Genomic DNA, 16,625 nt, shown 5'->3' with positions numbered 1-16,625 from the left:
TATTTTAAATTAGTTACAAATACTTGTCAATTGTTTCCATGGGTTTCGCGACGGCTACTCTCCCGGAACGTACAAATTCCAATACATTAAAATCTTTCAAAACCTCCAGCAATTCCTGGGTCTCCTCTTTGTGTCCCGTCATTTCGATGACCACAAAATCCTTCTCGGCGGAAATTATTCGGGCATTGTGCTGCCGGATCACTTTTTCCAGGCCGGCATCGATGCTATCGATGGGGATTTTGTACAAGGCGATTTCCTGAAAAACCATTTCCTCATCCAGGTAGTAAAATGCCTTGATCACGTCAATGATCTTTTCGATCTGTTTGGTGAGCTGGATGATTTGTGCTTCACTTGTAGTCACCACGATGGTAATTCGATAGATCCCTTCTTCCCGGCTCTCTGAAGCCGTAAACCCATCAATATTGATCCCCCTACGGGTAAATATCAAGGTGATCCGGCTAAGAATCCCAATAAAATTTTCTGTAAAAACAGAAATCGTATATTTTTTATTCATCTGAATCAACTAAGTCTAACTTCCTCTACTGAGCTTCCCGAAGCAATCATCGGGAAAACGTTGTCTTCTTTTTCTACGACTACCTCTAGGAAATAGGGGCCGTCGTGTACAAACATTTCCGCCACGGCCTGCCTCAAATCGGCACGCTCGTCCACTTTTTGTACTTTGAAGTTGTACGCCTCCGCGATTTTGATAAAGTCCGGGTTGTCCAACTCGGTAAAGGAATAGCGTTTGTCAAAAAACAATTGCTGCCATTGCCGTACCATTCCCAGAAAATTGTTGTTCAGCAATACCACTTTTACCGGTGCTTTGGTTTGCATGATCGTACCCAGTTCCTGAAAGGTCATCTGAATACCTCCATCGCCCACCACGCAAATAACCTGCCGGTTGTAATCGTGGAGTTGGGCTCCGAGAGCAGCAGGAAGTGCAAATCCCATCGTACCCAGTCCACCGGATGTGACCTGGGTACGGCTGGTCTTGTATTCAAAATACCTCCAGGCCACCATTTGGTGCTGTCCTACATCGGTTACCAGAATGGCGTCATCCGCCTTGAATTCATTGATATGCCGAATTACCTCTCCCATGGTCAACCCTACCTTGGTCGGCGAAAGATCGTTCCCTACGACCACGCGCTTTTCCTCGGCTTCCAACTCCCTAAACTCCTTGATCCAGTCGGGGTGGGTTTTCTTCTCCACCTTTTCGGTAAGCTTCTCCAGGCTAATCCTGCAGTCGCCTACAACCGCTACCTCGCTCTTCACCGTCTTGTCGACTTCCGCCGGATCCAATTCCAGGTGAATTACCTTTGCCTGCTTGGCATAGCGCTTTACATCTCCGGTAACCCGGTCGTCAAAACGCATCCCTACTGCGATCAATACATCACATTGATTCGTAAGTAGGTTGGGTCCGTAATTCCCGTGCATGCCTAATTTACCCACAAAATTTGGGTGCTCCTCCGAAATGGCTCCAGTACCCAGAAGGGTACATGCCGCTGGTATGCCGGATTTATCGAGGAATGCCTGCAAGGCTTTTTCAGCCTTACCCAAAATGACTCCCTGACCAAATAAAACATAGGGCTTCCGGGCCTGATTGATCAGACTCGCCGCCTTTTCAATGATGTGATCCTCCACTTTGGGATAGGGTCGGTACGAGCGGATGTTTAAACAAGGCACGTAATTGAAATCCCCAAGGCTGGTCTGGGCGTCTTTGGTAATGTCTATCAACACCGGTCCCGGCCTTCCCGACCGGGCGATGTGAAAACCTTTGGCAATCGCCGGAGCGATGTCTTCCACCCGTCTAACCTGAATGTTCCACTTGGTACCCGGCATGGAAATCCCCACCACGTCGGTTTCCTGAAAGGCATCTGTACCCAACAGATGCGAAGCCACCTGTCCGGTGATGCACACCAGGGGTGTACTGTCGATCAGCGCATCGGCCAGGCCGGTGATCAAATTGGTCGCACCCGGTCCGGAGGTAGCCATGCAGACACCAACCTGACCAGAAACCCGGGCATAGCCCTGGGCCGCATGAATCGCGCCCTGTTCGTGTCGGGTCAGAATGTGCTGTATGCGATCCATGTAATCGTAGAGGGCATCGTATACAGGCATAATGGCGCCTCCGGGGTAGCCAAAAATATATCTGGCATTCTCTGCCACCAAGGACTTGATGACAATTTCAGCTCCTCTTATCTGTGAATCATTCATAGTGGTTAACTTTTATCTGTCACGCATCCTTCAGATGCAGTGGAAACTAACTGTGAATATTTTTTCAAGGTACCATTTAGATGGCTCAAGTCTTTGTTTACCCAGGTTTTCTTTCGCTCTGCGAAGGTCTCTTCCGAAACGTTGCAGCTGATTTCCAGCGTTTCGGCATTGATAGTGACCACATCCCCATTTTGCAACAGACCGATGGGGCCACCCAAATAGGCCTCAGGCGTGACGTGGCCGACGACAAAACCGTGCGTACCTCCGGAAAAGCGGCCATCCGTAATCAAAGCCACATCCGCTCCCATACCCGAACCGATAATAATGGAGGTGGGTTTTAACATCTCCGGCATACCCGGTCCTCCTTTGGGACCTACGTACCGGATTACTACCACGTCCCCCTTCTGAATCTCCTGATTTTTCATAGCGTCGTTGGCCTCCTGCTCGGAATTAAATACCTTCGCAGGGCCGGTAAACGAAATCCCTTCCTTTCCAGAGATTTTAGCAACGGATCCTTCCGGTGCCAGGTTCCCTTGCAATACACACAAATGCCCCGTCGCTTTGATTGGATCCTCCAGCGGGTGTATGACGTTTCCGCGTTCCGCTTTCACTGGGGTAACATTGGCAAGGTTTTCGGCAACGGTCTTTCCCGTAACCGTCATGCAATCGCCATGGAGCATACCGTTGTCTAGCATGTATTTCATAAATGCCGGAAGCCCTCCCTGTTCGTGCAGGTCTTCCATCAGGTACTTGCCACTAGGTTTGAAATCCCCCAGCACCGGCGTGGTTGCATTGATTTGTTTTAAATCTTCCAACCCAAAATCAATGCCAGCGGTACGGGCGATGGCCAATAAATGAAGTACCGCATTGGTACTCCCAGCCAAAGCAACGACCACCCTCACCGCATTTTCCATACTTTTTCTTGTAAGGATATCCTTCGGCTTGAGGTCCATGGCAAGTAGGTTTGCAATAAAGGTTCCGGCAGCTTCACATTCTGCCGCCTTTTCCGGAGAGGTAGCCGGGTTGGAAGCGCTGTAAGGAAGAGACAAACCCATTGCCTCGATTGCCGAAGACATGGTATTTGCGGTATACATCCCTCCGCAGGCACCGGCACCCGGACAGGCGTTTTTGATCACGCCCATGTAATCCTCGTCATTAATTTCGTTTTTGATACGCTTTCCATAGGCCTCAAAGGCCGATACAATGTTCAGCTTCTCCCCCTTGTATTTGCCGGAACGGATCGTCCCGCCATATACCATGATGCTGGGGCGGTTGACCCGCAACATCCCCATAACCGCTCCGGGCATGTTTTTGTCGCAACCGGCAACGGCAATCACTCCGTCGAATGCATGCCCCAAAATGAAAGATTCGATGGAGTCCGCGATGATTTCCCGCGAGGGTAAGCTATAGCGCATGCCCGCAGTACCCATCGAAATCCCGTCACTAATCCCGATGGTATTGAAAACCATTCCCGTAAGATTCGCTTCCACAGTAGAGGCCTTGATGGCTCTGGCAAAGTCGTTGAGGTGCATGTTGCAGGGATTGCTTTCGTACCCACAGCTAGCCACTCCCACAAACGGTTGCTTCATTTTCTCGTCTGAAAGACCTGTGGCATACAACATGGCCATGGAAGCAGGATTTTCCTGATTATCACTTACCTCCCAACTGTGTTTCTTCGAATTACTCATTAGTTTCTATCGGTTTTTTTTAAGGACTGGCTTATAAAAAAAAGTGCTTCACTCAAATGAAGCACTTTATTGAATTTTTCTATCGTGTAAATAGATCAGCGCTTCATCCTGTACTAGATGATAATGACGATAAGGACGACCACGCTGACTAGTAGAAACATATTTTTATCACCCGAAATGGGTTTGTTTTCTTTTTGACATGTATTTATAATGCAATATTAAAACCCTTATTCCATACTTACAATATTTTATTTCTTTTTTTAATTTGAACAAAACAAGAAAATTATGCAATTGAAATAAAACTAGAAATTATAGTTTATTATTATATTAAATGAGAAATTTTATTTTTTAAATTTTAACATTGGAAAAAATTTCAAAATATTATTCTGATGCAAATTATTGTTAATTTTTTTGTCGAAAACCCCCTTCCTTATCGCCCCGGTCTGCCATTCTGCCTTCGATTACGGATTTTCGGTTTCGTTAATTCGCCGAAGCATGGGTGCTATTCCCGCGCTTTCTTTTACTTTTGAAAACAAAAGCCATCCTTACATGATCACTTTTCCAAATGCAAAAATCAATCTGGGCCTTCACATCCTCGGAAAACGGAGCGACGGCTTTCACGAGATCGAGAGTTGCCTCTACCCCATACCTCTCACCGATGCCCTGGAAATTATCCCATCCCCTGCGCTTACCTTTTCCAGCAGCGGCAATGCAATCCCAGGAGCGGAGGCAGACAACCTGATTTTACGGGCATACCAACTGCTTGCCAACGATTTTCCCGAAGTTTCTCCCGTCGCCGTTCATTTGCACAAACACATTCCTATAGGTGCCGGACTCGGTGGTGGCTCATCCGATGCTGCCTTTGCATTGCAGACACTCAACCGTATGTTCGATTTAGCATTGAGCGATCAAAAACTAGCGGAATATGCCGGGAAATTGGGCAGCGATTGCCCTTTTTTTATTCGGAACAACCCCCAACTGGCGCGTGGAAGAGGAGAAATGCTCGAAGAAGTGGCAGTAAGCCTGGCAGGTAATTGGTTGTTTTTGGTCCATCCGGGCATTCATGTCAGTACGGCAGAAGCCTATGCGGGTGTCCGTCCAGGGCCGGCCACAAAAAAACTAGCGGACGTTTTGGCCAACCCGGCTTCCTGGAAACAGGAGCTGGTCAATGATTTTGAAAAAAGTATTTTCGCCAATCATCCGGAAATTGCCCGCATCAAAGAGCGGCTGTACGTGGCTGGTGCCTGGTACGCAGCCATGTCCGGCTCGGGCTCGGCAGTAGTCGGCCTTTTTGCCGGGGAACCCAAAAACCTGAACTTTCCATCGGACTATTTCTGCTTTTCCCAGCAGCTGTCCTAAGCTACTGTATGCGCCGCAATTGCCGCACACGTTTTTTCTTCAGGGCGTAGTGAATAAGGGGATACATGCCCACTGAGGCCAGGATGATGCATGTCCCCAGGTAAAATTCCGGGGTCATTTTTTCCTGTTCCCCAAACACCAAAACAGCGAGCAGGATGCCATACACGGGCTCCATATTGATGGTCAGATTGATCGAAAAAGCCGAAAGACGTTTCATCAGCGCAACCGATAGGGTAAATGCCGCCACGGTACACACCTGAGAAAGCACCAGTAACCAAAACCAGTCCCATGCAGTAGGCAGCCAGGCGATCCCCGTATCCGAAATAAACCGGGCATATACCGGCAAAAAGCAAACGGAAGCCAAAAAGGCCCCGCACATTTCGTAAAACGTGATGATAAACGAACTGCGGGTACGGGTGAGTTTTGCGTTTATCACCGTAAATACGGCGCCAACCACCGCAGAAATCACCGCCAGGCTCAAGCCCAGCCAATAGCCTCCTTCGAATTTAAATATGATGAGCAAACCGACAACGACCAATAATCCCAGGGCCACCTCGTACCATTTTACCGGTTGCTTGTTTGCCAGCGGCTCAATCAAGGCGGTCCAAAGGGAGCAGGTAGCCATGCCGGCCAAACAAACCGAGATGGTAGACACCTGTGCCGCCCAAAAGAAAAGTATCCAATGAATAGCAATCAACGCGCCGGTTCCGAGAAACCGAACAAAATCCTGCAAAGACACCCGCAATCCCCTTCCTTTTAGTCGAATCACTATCGCCAGCCCCAGCCCGGCCAACAGCGTCCGATAGGCAACCATTTCTACCGGAGGAAGGCTGATAAGCACACCCAGAACCGCCGTGAAGCCCCATAGGAAAACGACGAGGTGAAGCCAGAGATAATCTTTTACCAGCTGCTGATCCATCTTAACGGGGAACGGTTTTATACAGCACCAGTCCCGTGAGCCCAAAAACAATGTTTGGTATCCAAACCGCTAAGACCGGATAGGCCGTTCCTGCCTCGGCAAAGGTTCGGGAAAGTAGGAAAAGAATGATGTAGACAAAGGCCAAAAGAAAACCCAGGGCGATTTTAAACCCGGATCCTCCCCGGGTCTTTTTCGCCGAAACGATCACCCCGATGAACGTGAGCAGGATCGCCGCAAAAGGGGACATGAAGCGTACGTATTTTTCGATCCGGTAGAAACTGATGTTGTCCGCGCCGCGTTCTTCCAGGATTTGTATCTGTTCGGTAAGTTCGGGAAGCGTAAGTGTCTCGTGATGGTTGAGCGGTAGGTCAAAATCCTTTGGCGTGACGGACAGGGTAGTGTCCATTTCCTCGCCTGTCGACCACTCTTCCTTCATCTCACGCAACTCGCGCAGCTTCCAGTTTTTTGCGCTCCAGGCGTTCTTCGTCGTATCCCACACAATACGGTCCGCCGAAAACTTAGATACCAGCTTTCCCGAATCGATCTGCTCCAGCGTAAAATCGTGGCCGGTATTGACCGAAGTATAGTACCGGGAAATGTACGCGTACACGTCGGGTGCCACTTTTATATGAATGTTTTGTTGGTTGGATTGGTATTGCTTGTCCAGGTATTCCACCTTGAATTCGGAAACCCCAGCCGTAGCTACCGGAAGAACCCAGCCATTAAGAAAAAAACTAACCACCGCGATGAGGCAGGCAGATAACAAAAACGGAACCAACATCCGAATAAAACTAACCCCACTACTCAAAATCGCAATAATCTCGGTTCTTCCGGCCATTTTCGAAGTGATAAAAATGACCGAGATAAAGACCGTAATGGGTGTGAGCAGGTTATTGAGGTACAAACCGTAATTCAACATGTACTGAAGTACCTCTTTGGTAGGAACGTTATTCCGGATGTAGGTGTCGTTTTTTTCTGTAAAGTCGAGCACTAAAACGATCAGAATCAACATCAAAACCACAAATAGGTAGGTTTTGAGAAAATCCCGGATGATCAGCTTGTCCAGTAATTTCATACCAAAGGGTCTTTCATGTCTTTCCGATACAGACGGATAATTTCCGCCATGGTTTACAAGCGCCGGCTTACTTTTTCCACCATTTCTGTTTTCCAGGAGGAAAAGTCTCCGGCAAGGATCCGTTCTCTCGCCTGACCGGTCAGCCAAAGGTAAAAGGATAAATTGTGAATGCTTGCAATCTGAGCCGCCAGCATTTCTTTGCTGAGGGTCAGGTGGCGCAGGTAGCTTTTGGTGTAGAAATTACTCACGTAGGACTGAAACCCCGAATCCAGCGGGGAAAAATCCATTTTCCATTTTTCGTTCCGAATATTGAGAATGCCTTCCGAGGTAAACAACATGCCGTTTCTCGCATTCCGGGTGGGCATCACGCAATCGAACATATCAATCCCCAGTGCAATCGCCTCCAAAATATTGGCCGGCGTACCGACACCCATCAGGTACCTCGGTTTGTCTGCCGGCAATAGGTCCGTGACCAGGTCGGTCATTTCGTACATCAATTCGGCCGGCTCGCCTACCGACAAACCACCGATGGCATTTCCCTCCCTATCCTGATCGGCTACGAACCGGGCTGCATCCTGGCGCAAGTCTTTATAGGTACTTCCCTGCACAATGGGAAACAGCGCCTGCTGGTACCCGTACTTTCCTTCGGTGGCATCGAAGCGCTGCATGCAGCGTCCCAGCCATCGATGCGTGAGATCCATGGAAGTTTTGGCGTAGCTCCGCTCACAGGGATAAGGCGTACACTCATCAAATGCCATGACGATATCTGCACCGATACTACGCTGTATGTCCATCACCGATTCGGGAGTGAAATGGTGCCTGGAACCATCGATATGGGATTGAAACACCACTCCCTCTTCAGATATTTTCCGGCTTTCGGCCAGGGAAAATACCTGGTAGCCGCCACTATCGGTCAGAATGGGGGCAGACCAGCCCATAAATTTATGCAATCCTCCCGCGGCCTCCAGCACCTCGAGGCCAGGCCGCAGGTACAAGTGGTAGGTATTGCCAAGTATAATCTGCGCTTTCACGTCGTAGGTAAGCTCCCGCTGATGCACGGCTTTTACCGTCCCGGCCGTACCCACCGGCATAAAGATCGGGGTTTCGATCTCCCCATGGTCTGTATATAGAACGCCTGCCCTGGCTTTGCTGTCCTGATCCTTCTCTAGAAGTTTAAATTTCATTCCTGGCATTCGTTGAAAAATCCCCCATTTACTCCGTATATTTAGGCACAAAAATAGGTGCATTTCTACAAAAGAAACGAAATTTTTGATTTAATCTTACGCTGCCTTCAAAGCGGAACACTATGGAAATGATTTTATGGGGACTGTTTTTTTTAGCTGCAGGACTTCAATTTACCTATTTGCTAATCGTCTTTGGGAGGTTTGCTTTTTTCTACACCGATGGCAACAAGCAAAACCTGGACCTGAACAGCAGTGGCGTATCCATCGTCATTGCCGCCCGAAACGAAGCCGCCCATCTCAAAGACCTGATCCCGCTGCTCATGCAGCAAAATTACCCGGAATTTGAAATCGTGGTGGTGAATGACTGTTCCACGGACGGGTCCGAAGAATTACTAAACGCTTATTCTGCCCAATTTGCCCGGCTTCGAGCTGTACACATTCGCTACACCCCCGCCCACCTGACTTCCAAAAAATACGCACTCACCCTGGGCATCAAGGTATCCCGATACGATACCGTTTTACTCACCGATGCGGATTGCCGGCCTGTATCGACCAACTGGATCAAACGCATGTCGGCACCGATACGTAACGAGGGCAAAACGTTTGCCTTAGGTCACGGCTCCTACCTGGCCTTGCCTGGCTTGCTGAACAAAGTTATTCAGTTTGAAACCCTGATGACCGCTATCTATTATTTTTCGTTTGGGCAGTGGAAGTCTCCGTTCATGGGGGTAGGGAGGAACCTTTGCTACCGGAAAGATTTTTTTATGCAACAGAAAGCATTTAAATCCCTCTGGCATATCGAAGGAGGAGACGACGACCTGTTTGTAAACCGCCACGCCACCTCGGCCAACACCGCCGTGGTGGCCCACCCGGAGAGCATTACCGTGTCCGAACCAAAGACCAGTTTCCGGGAATACTTCATTCAAAAAAAGCGGCATTTCCACGCAGGGAAATATTACCAGACCAGGGACAAACTAAAACTGGGGCTGTATACGTTAAGTCATTTGGTATTTTGGACCGCAGGGGCAGGCCTGGTTATTGTTGCTAGTAACTGGGAACCAATTGCCTTGGTATTGGGGTTTGTTTTGGCAAGAGCCATGGTACAATACGTGATCATCGGTGAAGCTAGAAAAAAATTGGAAGGTAGGGGAAAAGTGGTTTGGACCCTGTTTTTCGATGTCATGTATATGGCTTATTTTTGGGTCTTGGGTATGCAAGGATACCTGTCAAAAACGGTTAAATGGAAATAAACGAACGAGGATTTTCAGACAAAGCGCTAGAGGATTTTGAACTGATCGACAAGGCCGTCAGGGAGAAGGACCAGCAGGCCTATGCCACGCTGATGAAACGCTACAAAAAAGCCGTTTATTTCATGATTCTCAAAATGATTCGGGATGCGGATGATGCAGAAGACCTCACCATGGAAGCTTTTGCCAAGGCATTCCGAAACCTGCATAAATTCAAAAAAGACTACACCTTCAGTACCTGGCTCTTTCGAATCGCTACCAACAATACCATTGATTTTATCCGGAAAAAGAAGCTCAAAACCATGAGCCTAAACAATACCATGACCGACGACGGCGGCAACTCGGTCACCATTGATATCGAGGACGACGAAAACAATCCCCAAGACGAATACATCAAAAGTCAACGAAAAGAAATGGTGCGGATTTTTGTTTCCAAACTGCCTGCCAAATACCGCAAATTGGTAAAACTACGTTATTTCGATGAACTTTCGTACGATGAGATTGCCGCGGAATTGGGGAAACCACTGGGCACTGTAAAAGCCCAGCTGCACCGGTCCCGGGAGTTGCTTTTTGAAATCGCTCAAGGCAAAAACGAGCATATCTAAGCCATGAACCCTGATCATACCCTGATTCAATCCTATTTCCCAAACCTTAGCCCCCTTCAGATCGAGCAGTTTGCACGCCTGGGGGACCTTTACCAGGACTGGAACAGCAAGATCAATGTGATCAGCAGAAAGGACATGGAGCATTTTTACGTTCACCACGTGTTGCATTCCCTGGGAATTGCCCGGGTAATTGATTTTCCTGGCGGCAGCAAGGTACTGGATATTGGCACGGGAGGAGGATTTCCCGGGATTCCCCTGGCCATCTTGTTTCCCGAAGTGCACTTCCACCTGGTGGATTCTATCGGAAAAAAAATAGCCGTGGTCAAGGACGTGGTCCGGCAATTGGGATTAAAAAACGTGGAAGCGCAGCAAGCACGGGCGGAAAACTTAAACCGTACCTATCACTTTATCGTCAGCAGGGCAGTTACCCAAATGGAAAAATTTTACCCCTGGGTTCAGCGTAAATTCCGAAAGGAAGACCTGCACAAGGATTTCCAAAACGGCGTTTTTTACCTTAAAGGAGGCGAGGTAGACGAAGAATTGGAAGCCTTGCAGCTGAGTTATGTGTCCTTCTTTCTGGAAGATTATTTCACCGAACCCTATTTTTCTACAAAGAAGGTTGTTTACATTCCCTACGAAGGAAAACGGTAAGGGCAATCCATGCGCAACCCGCCGCTAACAACAGCCGATGTGTTTTCCAAAAAAAACGACCGTTTCCAGTGCAGTGCGATCGGGTTTTCTAGCGGGTCAATAGAAATTCTGCACGAGCTTCACCTACCGTCACCCCTTCGAAATCGAACTCCTCAAAATCGGAAGCATCCGGCACAGTGGCTACGCGAAGCCGGTTTGGCGTGAATTCAAGCACATCCATGACAAACGAGTCGTCCAAATCTTCCATCAGTAGCTGTCCATCCTTTAGCTCCCAATTTCCGGTAAAACGCTCGTTTCCTTGTATGGGAAACCGCTCGCTACGTACAGGAATGCCTGCAGCGCTTGCTTCTACCAAAAAAACGAAGCCCCCTTCTGCTTCTACCGATTTGGGGTCTTCACCGAATGTCACGCTCATCTGGTACTGTTCGCCGGTACCGGTAAGGGATACGGGGATCGCTACCGGGGAGCCCGGCAGCATGGCACTGCCCGAAGCCTGTACGCTGGCCGCTTCCAGGTTCCAAACGCCGCCCGACAGTTTGGGCTGCTCCGGCGTTTCTTCCGCTGGATCACAACCAAACAACACCATCAAACTGAAAATCGATAACGGAAGCAGTCTTTTCATACGCTATTTCTTTTTGTAAGTAATTTTGACCGGAACACCTTCAAAATCAAAATTTTCCCGCAGCCTGTTTTCCAAAAACCGCGTATAGGGAGATTTAATGTATTGGGGCAAATTGCAGAAAAAGGCAAACACCGGATTCTTGGTCGGCAACTGGGTAATGTACTTGATTTTGATGTATTTTCCCTTGTTCGCAGGGGGCGGGTATTTTTCGATTTCAGGCAGCAGCAGTTCGTTTAACTTGGAGGTCGGTACTTTCCGGTGCTTGTTTTCGTACACCTTCATGGCCAGTTCCATGGCCTGAAAGATCCGTTGCTTGGTCAATGCCGAGATAAAGATGATCGGAATCCATTTGTTTTCCCCCAGTTTTTGGGTCATGTCGTCCTTAAATGTTTGCATGGTCTTGTGATCTTTTTCGATCAAATCCCATTTGTTTACCATGATCATGATTCCCTTGTTGTTTTTGATCGCCAGGGAGATCAGGTTGACATCCTGCGATTCTAGTCCCCGGGTGGCATCCACCATGACAATGACCACATCCGAGTCTTCCAGCGTACGCAAGGACCGCATGACGGAATAAAACTCAATGTCCTCCTTTACCTTCGCTTTCTTACGTATACCGGCCGTGTCGGTCAGGATGTAATCCTTGCCATAAAGTTGATACCGGGTGTGGATGGCATCCCGGGTAGTACCCGCTTCGTCCGTAACAATGGACCGTTCTTTTCCAATCAGGGCGTTAAGAAAGGAAGATTTTCCCACGTTGGGCCTGCCCAAAATGGACAGTTTGGGAACGCCTTCATCGGGGTCTTCTTCACCTTCGTCCGGAAACTTTTGGATTACGTCGTCCAACAGGTCGCCGATTCCGCTTCCGCTAGCCGAAGAGATGGGGAAGATCTTTTCTTCCCCCAGGCCCAGGGAGTAAAATTCATTGGCCATCAGCATTTTATCCAGGTTATCCGCCTTGTTGGCCACCATAAACAAGGGCTTGTCCGTGCCCCGGAGTTCTTTGGCAAATTCGGTATCCAGATCGGTCAACCCATCCAAACAGTCTACCACAAACAAAATCACCGAGGCTTCTTCAATGGCCAATCGTACTTGTTTTCTGATTTCCTTTTCAAAAATATCGTCCGATCCGGTCACGTACCCCCCAGTATCGATCACGGAAAAGAACTTGCCTCCCCACTGTGCATGGCCGTAATGCCGGTCACGGGTCACTCCACTAAGGTTATCTTCGATGGCTTTTCGCTCTTCAATGAGCCGGTTAAAAAGCGTGGACTTCCCCACGTTAGGTCTCCCTACAATTGCTACTATATTAGCCATAATGTGCTGTTTTATTGGTCGTAACCAAATTTTCTAAGTTTGTTTTTATTTTTCCGCCAGTTTTCCTCCACCTTTACATAGGTTTCCAGGAAAACTTTTTTGCCGAAAAATTGCTCCATTTCGTGCCGGGCTTTTGTTCCCACCTTTTTCAGTGCATTTCCCTTGTCCCCGATGATGATGCCTTTTTGGCTCTGTCGCTCCACGTAAATAATGGCCCGCATGCGGATGAGTTGGTCCGTTTCCTCAAATTCCTCCACGCGCACCTCGGTGCTGTAGGGAATTTCTTTTTTGTATTGGGTGAAGATTTTTTCCCGGATGATTTCGGAAGCAAAAAAACGTTCCGGACGATCGCTTAGTTCATCCTTGTCGTAAAAGGGTGGATGTACCGGCATTCGGTCCAGGATTTCCTGCAGCACCTTCTGCAGGTTAAAGTTTTCCAGAGCAGAAACCGGTATGGTTTCCACCGCCTGAATGCGTTCCTGCCAGTATTGGGTCACTTCCTGTAGCTTCTCGTCCTTATTCAGGTCTATTTTATTGATAAGCAACAGCACCGGCACACCGGCGGCATTGATTTTCTGAATGATTTCCTCAATATCCGCATCGTCTTCAAACAAATCCGTCACAAACACAATCACATCCGCATCCTCCAGGGAGAGGTTCACAAAGCTCATCATGCTTTTGTGCAGCTCGTACTTGGGTTTGAGCATGCCGGGTGTATCCGAAAAGACGATTTGGTACTCCGGTTCGTTCATGATTCCCAAAATCCGGTGGCGTGTGGTCTGGGCTTTGGAGGAAATAATCGAAAGTTTTTCACCCAACAGGGCATTCATCAGGGTGGACTTTCCCACGTTGGGTTTTCCTATGATATTGACAAAGCCTGCTTTGTGGTTGCTTTCGGACATGGACTCAATTTTTTTACAAAGGTACTTGATTTTTGAGAATATGTCCTTACCTTTGTATCACAATAACGGACAGGGCAACAAAAAACGTTTGTTGCCGTATAAAATACCGAAAAGCGATTATAAGTATTTAAAAGATATATCGCGGGATGGATCCGCCGCGGCGGATCGTTGGGCTCATATCCGCCGCGGCGGACACAGGTTCGAGTCCTCAAAAAATTGAAATGTTGAATTAAAAATATATCGCGGGATGGAGCAGTTGGTAGCTCGTTGGGCTCATAACCCAAAGGTCACAGGTTCGAGTCCTGTTCCCGCTACACAGAACCCCTTATACGTTACGTATTTGGGGTTTTTCTTTTTTTTTAGGGGGCCGTATAGGGGGCTGTTTGCTGTGGGTGAACGTAAAATAAGTTAGAAATTCGATCACTCATTATCCAGGACAAGTTCCCCATTTTGGGTGATTTGAAAAAGAAAAAAGACTGTTGTTTGAGAAACGAGGTGGTTCGGATACTATTTCTATTACGCACCATTTTGAAATATTTTGGTTGAATTGAGAATTATAAAACATACCTCTCATATCTGTAACATTACTAACGTTCCAATCTCCAATAGATTGGTTAAAAGGTGAATCCCAAAACATTGCGCCCATATTAAACACATTGCTGACATCCCAATTACCAATTGGTTGATTGAAAGGTGAATTTCGAAACATATAACTCATATCGATGACTTTGCTGACATCCCACTGCCCAATAGGTTCGTTAAATGGGGAATCCCAAAACATTGCACTCATATTATTAACGTTCTTTACATTCCATTCTTCAATTGATTGATTAAAAGAGGACAACGTAAACATTGTTCTCATGTCGGAAACGTTACTGACATCCCAATTGCCTATCGGCTGATTGAAAGGAGTATTGAAAAACAAATATTCCATATCAACTACCTTGCTGACATCCCAATTACCAATTGGTTGATTAAATGCAGTATTAAAAAACATACTTTCCATATTCCTAACATTGCTGACATCCCAATTTCCTATAGGTTGGTTAAAATCAGTTTCAGAAAAAAGTTCTTTCATATCTGTTACCAATGAGGTACAAAGCGTTGTCATATCTACCCCCTCATCCCTTCGCTGTCTTAGTAGTTGATTGTCTACTACTTCATATTCTACCCCATCCACAATCCCTTTAACTCCTACGGCACAATCTTCGCATTTTATAGTAACTCCATTGATGTCAAGGTAGACTTTTGGTTGATCGGGATCCGGATTTTGGGTTGTTTCACATGAATAGAAAACAATACATAGTACAAAAATGCTTAGGGCTAACTTCATGGTTAGTTTTTTATTATTCGTTCTAGTTGTATTAACACAACCAAATTAAGACTTATAATCAGTTAGTTAGTCAGCTTTACAGGGGTTTAACCGGGTAATCAAGTAACTTAATGGTAGGAATCAAAAATTCAACTTATCCGATTAGCAAATTTAGTCTGGACAAGTACCCCATTGCGGCGTATTCTCAGGAGCAAGGACAAAACTGCTGGCAAAATCAGCGTATTGTTCTTCAGATGTCATTAGTTCGACACACCAATTTGAAATATCCTGATTAAAGGGTGACAATGAAAACATCGCTCTCATAATAAATACATTGCTAACATCCCAATCGCCAATAGGTTGATTGAATTGAGAACTATTAAACATAACCCCCATATTGGTAACATTACTAACATCCCAATTTCTAATAGGTTGGTTAAATTGAGAAAGCCAAAACATACCCGTCATATTATTTACATTACCTACATCCCAATTTCCGATGGGTTGATTAAAAGGTGAATTCATGAACATTACGATCATGTTTTTAACATTGCTGACATCCCAATTTCCAATAGGTTGGTTGAATTGAGAATTTTGAAACATTCCACCCATTAGGTTTATATCACTTTCATTGCCCATCGTCAATACATTGCTCACATCCCAATCTCCGATAGGCTGGTTAAATGGGGTTCCATGAAACATCCCGCTCATATCTGATACATTACTTACATCCCAATTTCCGATGGGTTGGTTGAATTCACTTTCAATAAATAGATCACTCATATCTGTTACCAAAGAGGTACAAAGCGTTGTCATATCTACTCCCTCATCCCTCCGCTGCCGTAATAACTGATTGTCCACAACTTCATATTCCACCCCATCCACAATCCCTTTATCCCCAACGGCACAATCTTCGCATCTGATGGTTATTCCGTTGGAATCAAGGTAAATCTTAGGTTGATTGAGATCTGGTTCTTCGGAAGATTCGCATGAAAAAATTAAAATTACTAAGGTTAAAAACAGGGGAAAAATCTTTATGGCAGGCTTCATTATATTTTAGCTCTTTGTTTCTTATAACTAAATGTACGGATTTTTAACAACCAAATCCAAAATTAACTTAGTTAGTTAGCTAGGTGTATAGGGAGTTGACCAGGTAACTAAGTAGAAATTCTCCCACCCATACTGAAATTAGGTTTTTACCCATTCAATCCCAGGGAAAGACTGACCAAAAACCCTGCTTATTAATTCCCTTTTTTGTTCCTGCATGTTTTTTTCATCCTCATTCGAATAAACCCATTCGGCAGGTCCTATGTATTTGCCATTTGCTAGTAAAAATTCCATTTCATCTTTCGAAATCGTATTTTCAAAATAAGCTTGCAAAATTTTGGCTTTGTCGCTCCTGGAAACTGGCATACTATCGAAATAAAGGTGAAATGATCCCCATTTTTTCTAAACCTAGGATATAGTCTCGCAACGGGTTTGGCCCGTTTTCTGGAAAATCAAAGAACAAAGGTAGTTCTTCATTTCCAA

16 protein-coding genes and 1 tRNA gene are annotated in these 16,625 nt (G+C 46.5%); 5 read left to right on the top strand and 12 right to left on the bottom strand.

Translation table 11 applies throughout. The features are described 5' to 3' along the window. Window positions 1–13: 13 nt before the first annotated feature. Genes ilvN through ilvD form a run of 3 tightly spaced genes read right to left on the bottom strand, consistent with a single transcriptional unit; the run spans window position 14 to window position 3,902 of the window. Window positions 14–514, bottom strand: coding sequence for an acetolactate synthase small subunit (gene ilvN / locus BMW71_RS09120; RefSeq protein ID WP_092172832.1), 501 nt, complete (start codon window positions 512–514; stop codon window positions 14–16). Window positions 515–519: 5 nt separating this feature from the next. Then, entirely contained in the window at window positions 520–2,214 is a 1,695-nt protein-coding gene (gene ilvB, locus BMW71_RS09115) for a biosynthetic-type acetolactate synthase large subunit (RefSeq protein ID WP_092172438.1), read from the bottom strand. 5 nt (window positions 2,215–2,219) lie between these two features. Continuing rightward, window positions 2,220–3,902 (bottom strand): dihydroxy-acid dehydratase, encoded by a 1,683-nt coding sequence (gene ilvD, locus BMW71_RS09110; protein ID WP_092172435.1) that lies wholly within the window; start codon window positions 3,900–3,902, stop codon window positions 2,220–2,222. Window positions 3,903–4,451: 549 nt separating this feature from the next. On the opposite strand from ilvD, the gene ispE reads away from it, so the two are divergent. Continuing rightward, the gene (gene ispE / locus BMW71_RS09105; protein WP_092172829.1) at window positions 4,452–5,261 is read left to right on the top strand and encodes a 4-(cytidine 5'-diphospho)-2-C-methyl-D-erythritol kinase; all 810 of its coding nucleotides are present in this window, start codon (window positions 4,452–4,454) and stop codon (window positions 5,259–5,261) included. Between the two features lies 1 nt (window position 5,262). Here ispE and BMW71_RS09100 read toward each other — a convergent pair whose 3' ends face one another. From BMW71_RS09100 to tgt, 3 genes are read right to left on the bottom strand one after another with little or no spacing between them, the layout of a single operon-like run. After that, window positions 5,263–6,180: a DMT family transporter gene (locus BMW71_RS09100; RefSeq protein ID WP_092172432.1), complete on the bottom strand. Its 918-nt coding sequence runs from the start codon at window positions 6,178–6,180 to the stop codon at window positions 5,263–5,265. 1 nt (window position 6,181) lies between these two features. Further along, window positions 6,182–7,255, bottom strand: a complete 1,074-nt coding sequence (locus tag BMW71_RS09095; RefSeq protein ID WP_092172429.1) for an LptF/LptG family permease — start codon at window positions 7,253–7,255, stop codon at window positions 6,182–6,184. A gap of 53 nt (window positions 7,256–7,308) precedes the next feature. Beyond that, window positions 7,309–8,439: a tRNA guanosine(34) transglycosylase Tgt gene (tgt, locus tag BMW71_RS09090; protein WP_092172426.1), complete on the bottom strand. Its 1,131-nt coding sequence runs from the start codon at window positions 8,437–8,439 to the stop codon at window positions 7,309–7,311. A gap of 122 nt (window positions 8,440–8,561) precedes the next feature. On the opposite strand from tgt, the gene BMW71_RS09085 reads away from it, so the two are divergent. From BMW71_RS09085 to rsmG, 3 genes are read left to right on the top strand one after another with little or no spacing between them, the layout of a single operon-like run. Beyond that, window positions 8,562–9,689, top strand: a complete 1,128-nt coding sequence (locus BMW71_RS09085; RefSeq protein WP_092172423.1) for a glycosyltransferase — start codon at window positions 8,562–8,564, stop codon at window positions 9,687–9,689. Continuing rightward, window positions 9,680–10,291 carry an RNA polymerase sigma factor gene (locus tag BMW71_RS09080; RefSeq protein WP_092172420.1) on the top strand — a complete coding sequence of 204 codons (612 nt, stop codon included), beginning with the start codon at window positions 9,680–9,682 and terminating at the stop codon, window positions 10,289–10,291. The genes BMW71_RS09085 and BMW71_RS09080 overlap by 10 nt, the downstream gene beginning before the upstream one ends. A gap of 3 nt (window positions 10,292–10,294) precedes the next feature. Then, window positions 10,295–10,942 carry a 16S rRNA (guanine(527)-N(7))-methyltransferase RsmG gene (gene rsmG, locus BMW71_RS09075; RefSeq protein ID WP_092172417.1) on the top strand — a complete coding sequence of 216 codons (648 nt, stop codon included), beginning with the start codon at window positions 10,295–10,297 and terminating at the stop codon, window positions 10,940–10,942. Window positions 10,943–11,030: 88 nt separating this feature from the next. Here rsmG and BMW71_RS09070 read toward each other — a convergent pair whose 3' ends face one another. Genes BMW71_RS09070 through era form a run of 3 tightly spaced genes read right to left on the bottom strand, consistent with a single transcriptional unit; the run spans window position 11,031 to window position 13,783 of the window. Next, entirely contained in the window at window positions 11,031–11,564 is a 534-nt protein-coding gene (locus tag BMW71_RS09070; RefSeq protein WP_143057595.1) for a hypothetical protein, read from the bottom strand. Between the two features lie 3 nt (window positions 11,565–11,567). Beyond that, entirely contained in the window at window positions 11,568–12,881 is a 1,314-nt protein-coding gene (gene der, locus BMW71_RS09065; protein WP_092172411.1) for a ribosome biogenesis GTPase Der, read from the bottom strand. A gap of 11 nt (window positions 12,882–12,892) precedes the next feature. After that, the gene (era, locus tag BMW71_RS09060; RefSeq protein ID WP_092172408.1) at window positions 12,893–13,783 is read right to left on the bottom strand and encodes a GTPase Era; all 891 of its coding nucleotides are present in this window, start codon (window positions 13,781–13,783) and stop codon (window positions 12,893–12,895) included. A gap of 241 nt (window positions 13,784–14,024) precedes the next feature. Here era and BMW71_RS09050 point away from each other — a divergent pair. Continuing rightward, window positions 14,025–14,097, top strand: a tRNA-Met gene (locus BMW71_RS09050). Between the two features lie 113 nt (window positions 14,098–14,210). Here the strand turns inward: BMW71_RS09050 and BMW71_RS09045 are convergent. From BMW71_RS09045 to BMW71_RS09035, 3 genes are all read right to left on the bottom strand, one after another. After that, on the bottom strand, window positions 14,211–15,116 hold the full coding sequence (locus BMW71_RS09045) for a BspA family leucine-rich repeat surface protein (RefSeq protein WP_092172402.1): 906 nt from the start codon (window positions 15,114–15,116) through the stop codon (window positions 14,211–14,213). A 150-nt stretch (window positions 15,117–15,266) separates the two neighbouring features. After that, window positions 15,267–16,145, bottom strand: coding sequence for a BspA family leucine-rich repeat surface protein (locus BMW71_RS09040; RefSeq protein ID WP_092172399.1), 879 nt, complete (start codon window positions 16,143–16,145; stop codon window positions 15,267–15,269). A 138-nt stretch (window positions 16,146–16,283) separates the two neighbouring features. Then, a complete protein-coding gene (locus tag BMW71_RS09035; RefSeq protein ID WP_143057594.1) occupies window positions 16,284–16,475 on the bottom strand; it encodes a hypothetical protein in 192 nt (63 codons plus the stop codon). Between the last annotated feature and the right edge of the window lie 150 nt (window positions 16,476–16,625).

It is taken from the genome of Cyclobacterium xiamenense (assembly GCF_900109255.1).
Lineage (GTDB): Bacteria > Bacteroidota > Bacteroidia > Cytophagales > Cyclobacteriaceae > Cyclobacterium > Cyclobacterium xiamenense.
Note: the sequence above shows the minus strand (reverse complement) of the source record. Positions and strands in the feature narration are given on the sequence as shown.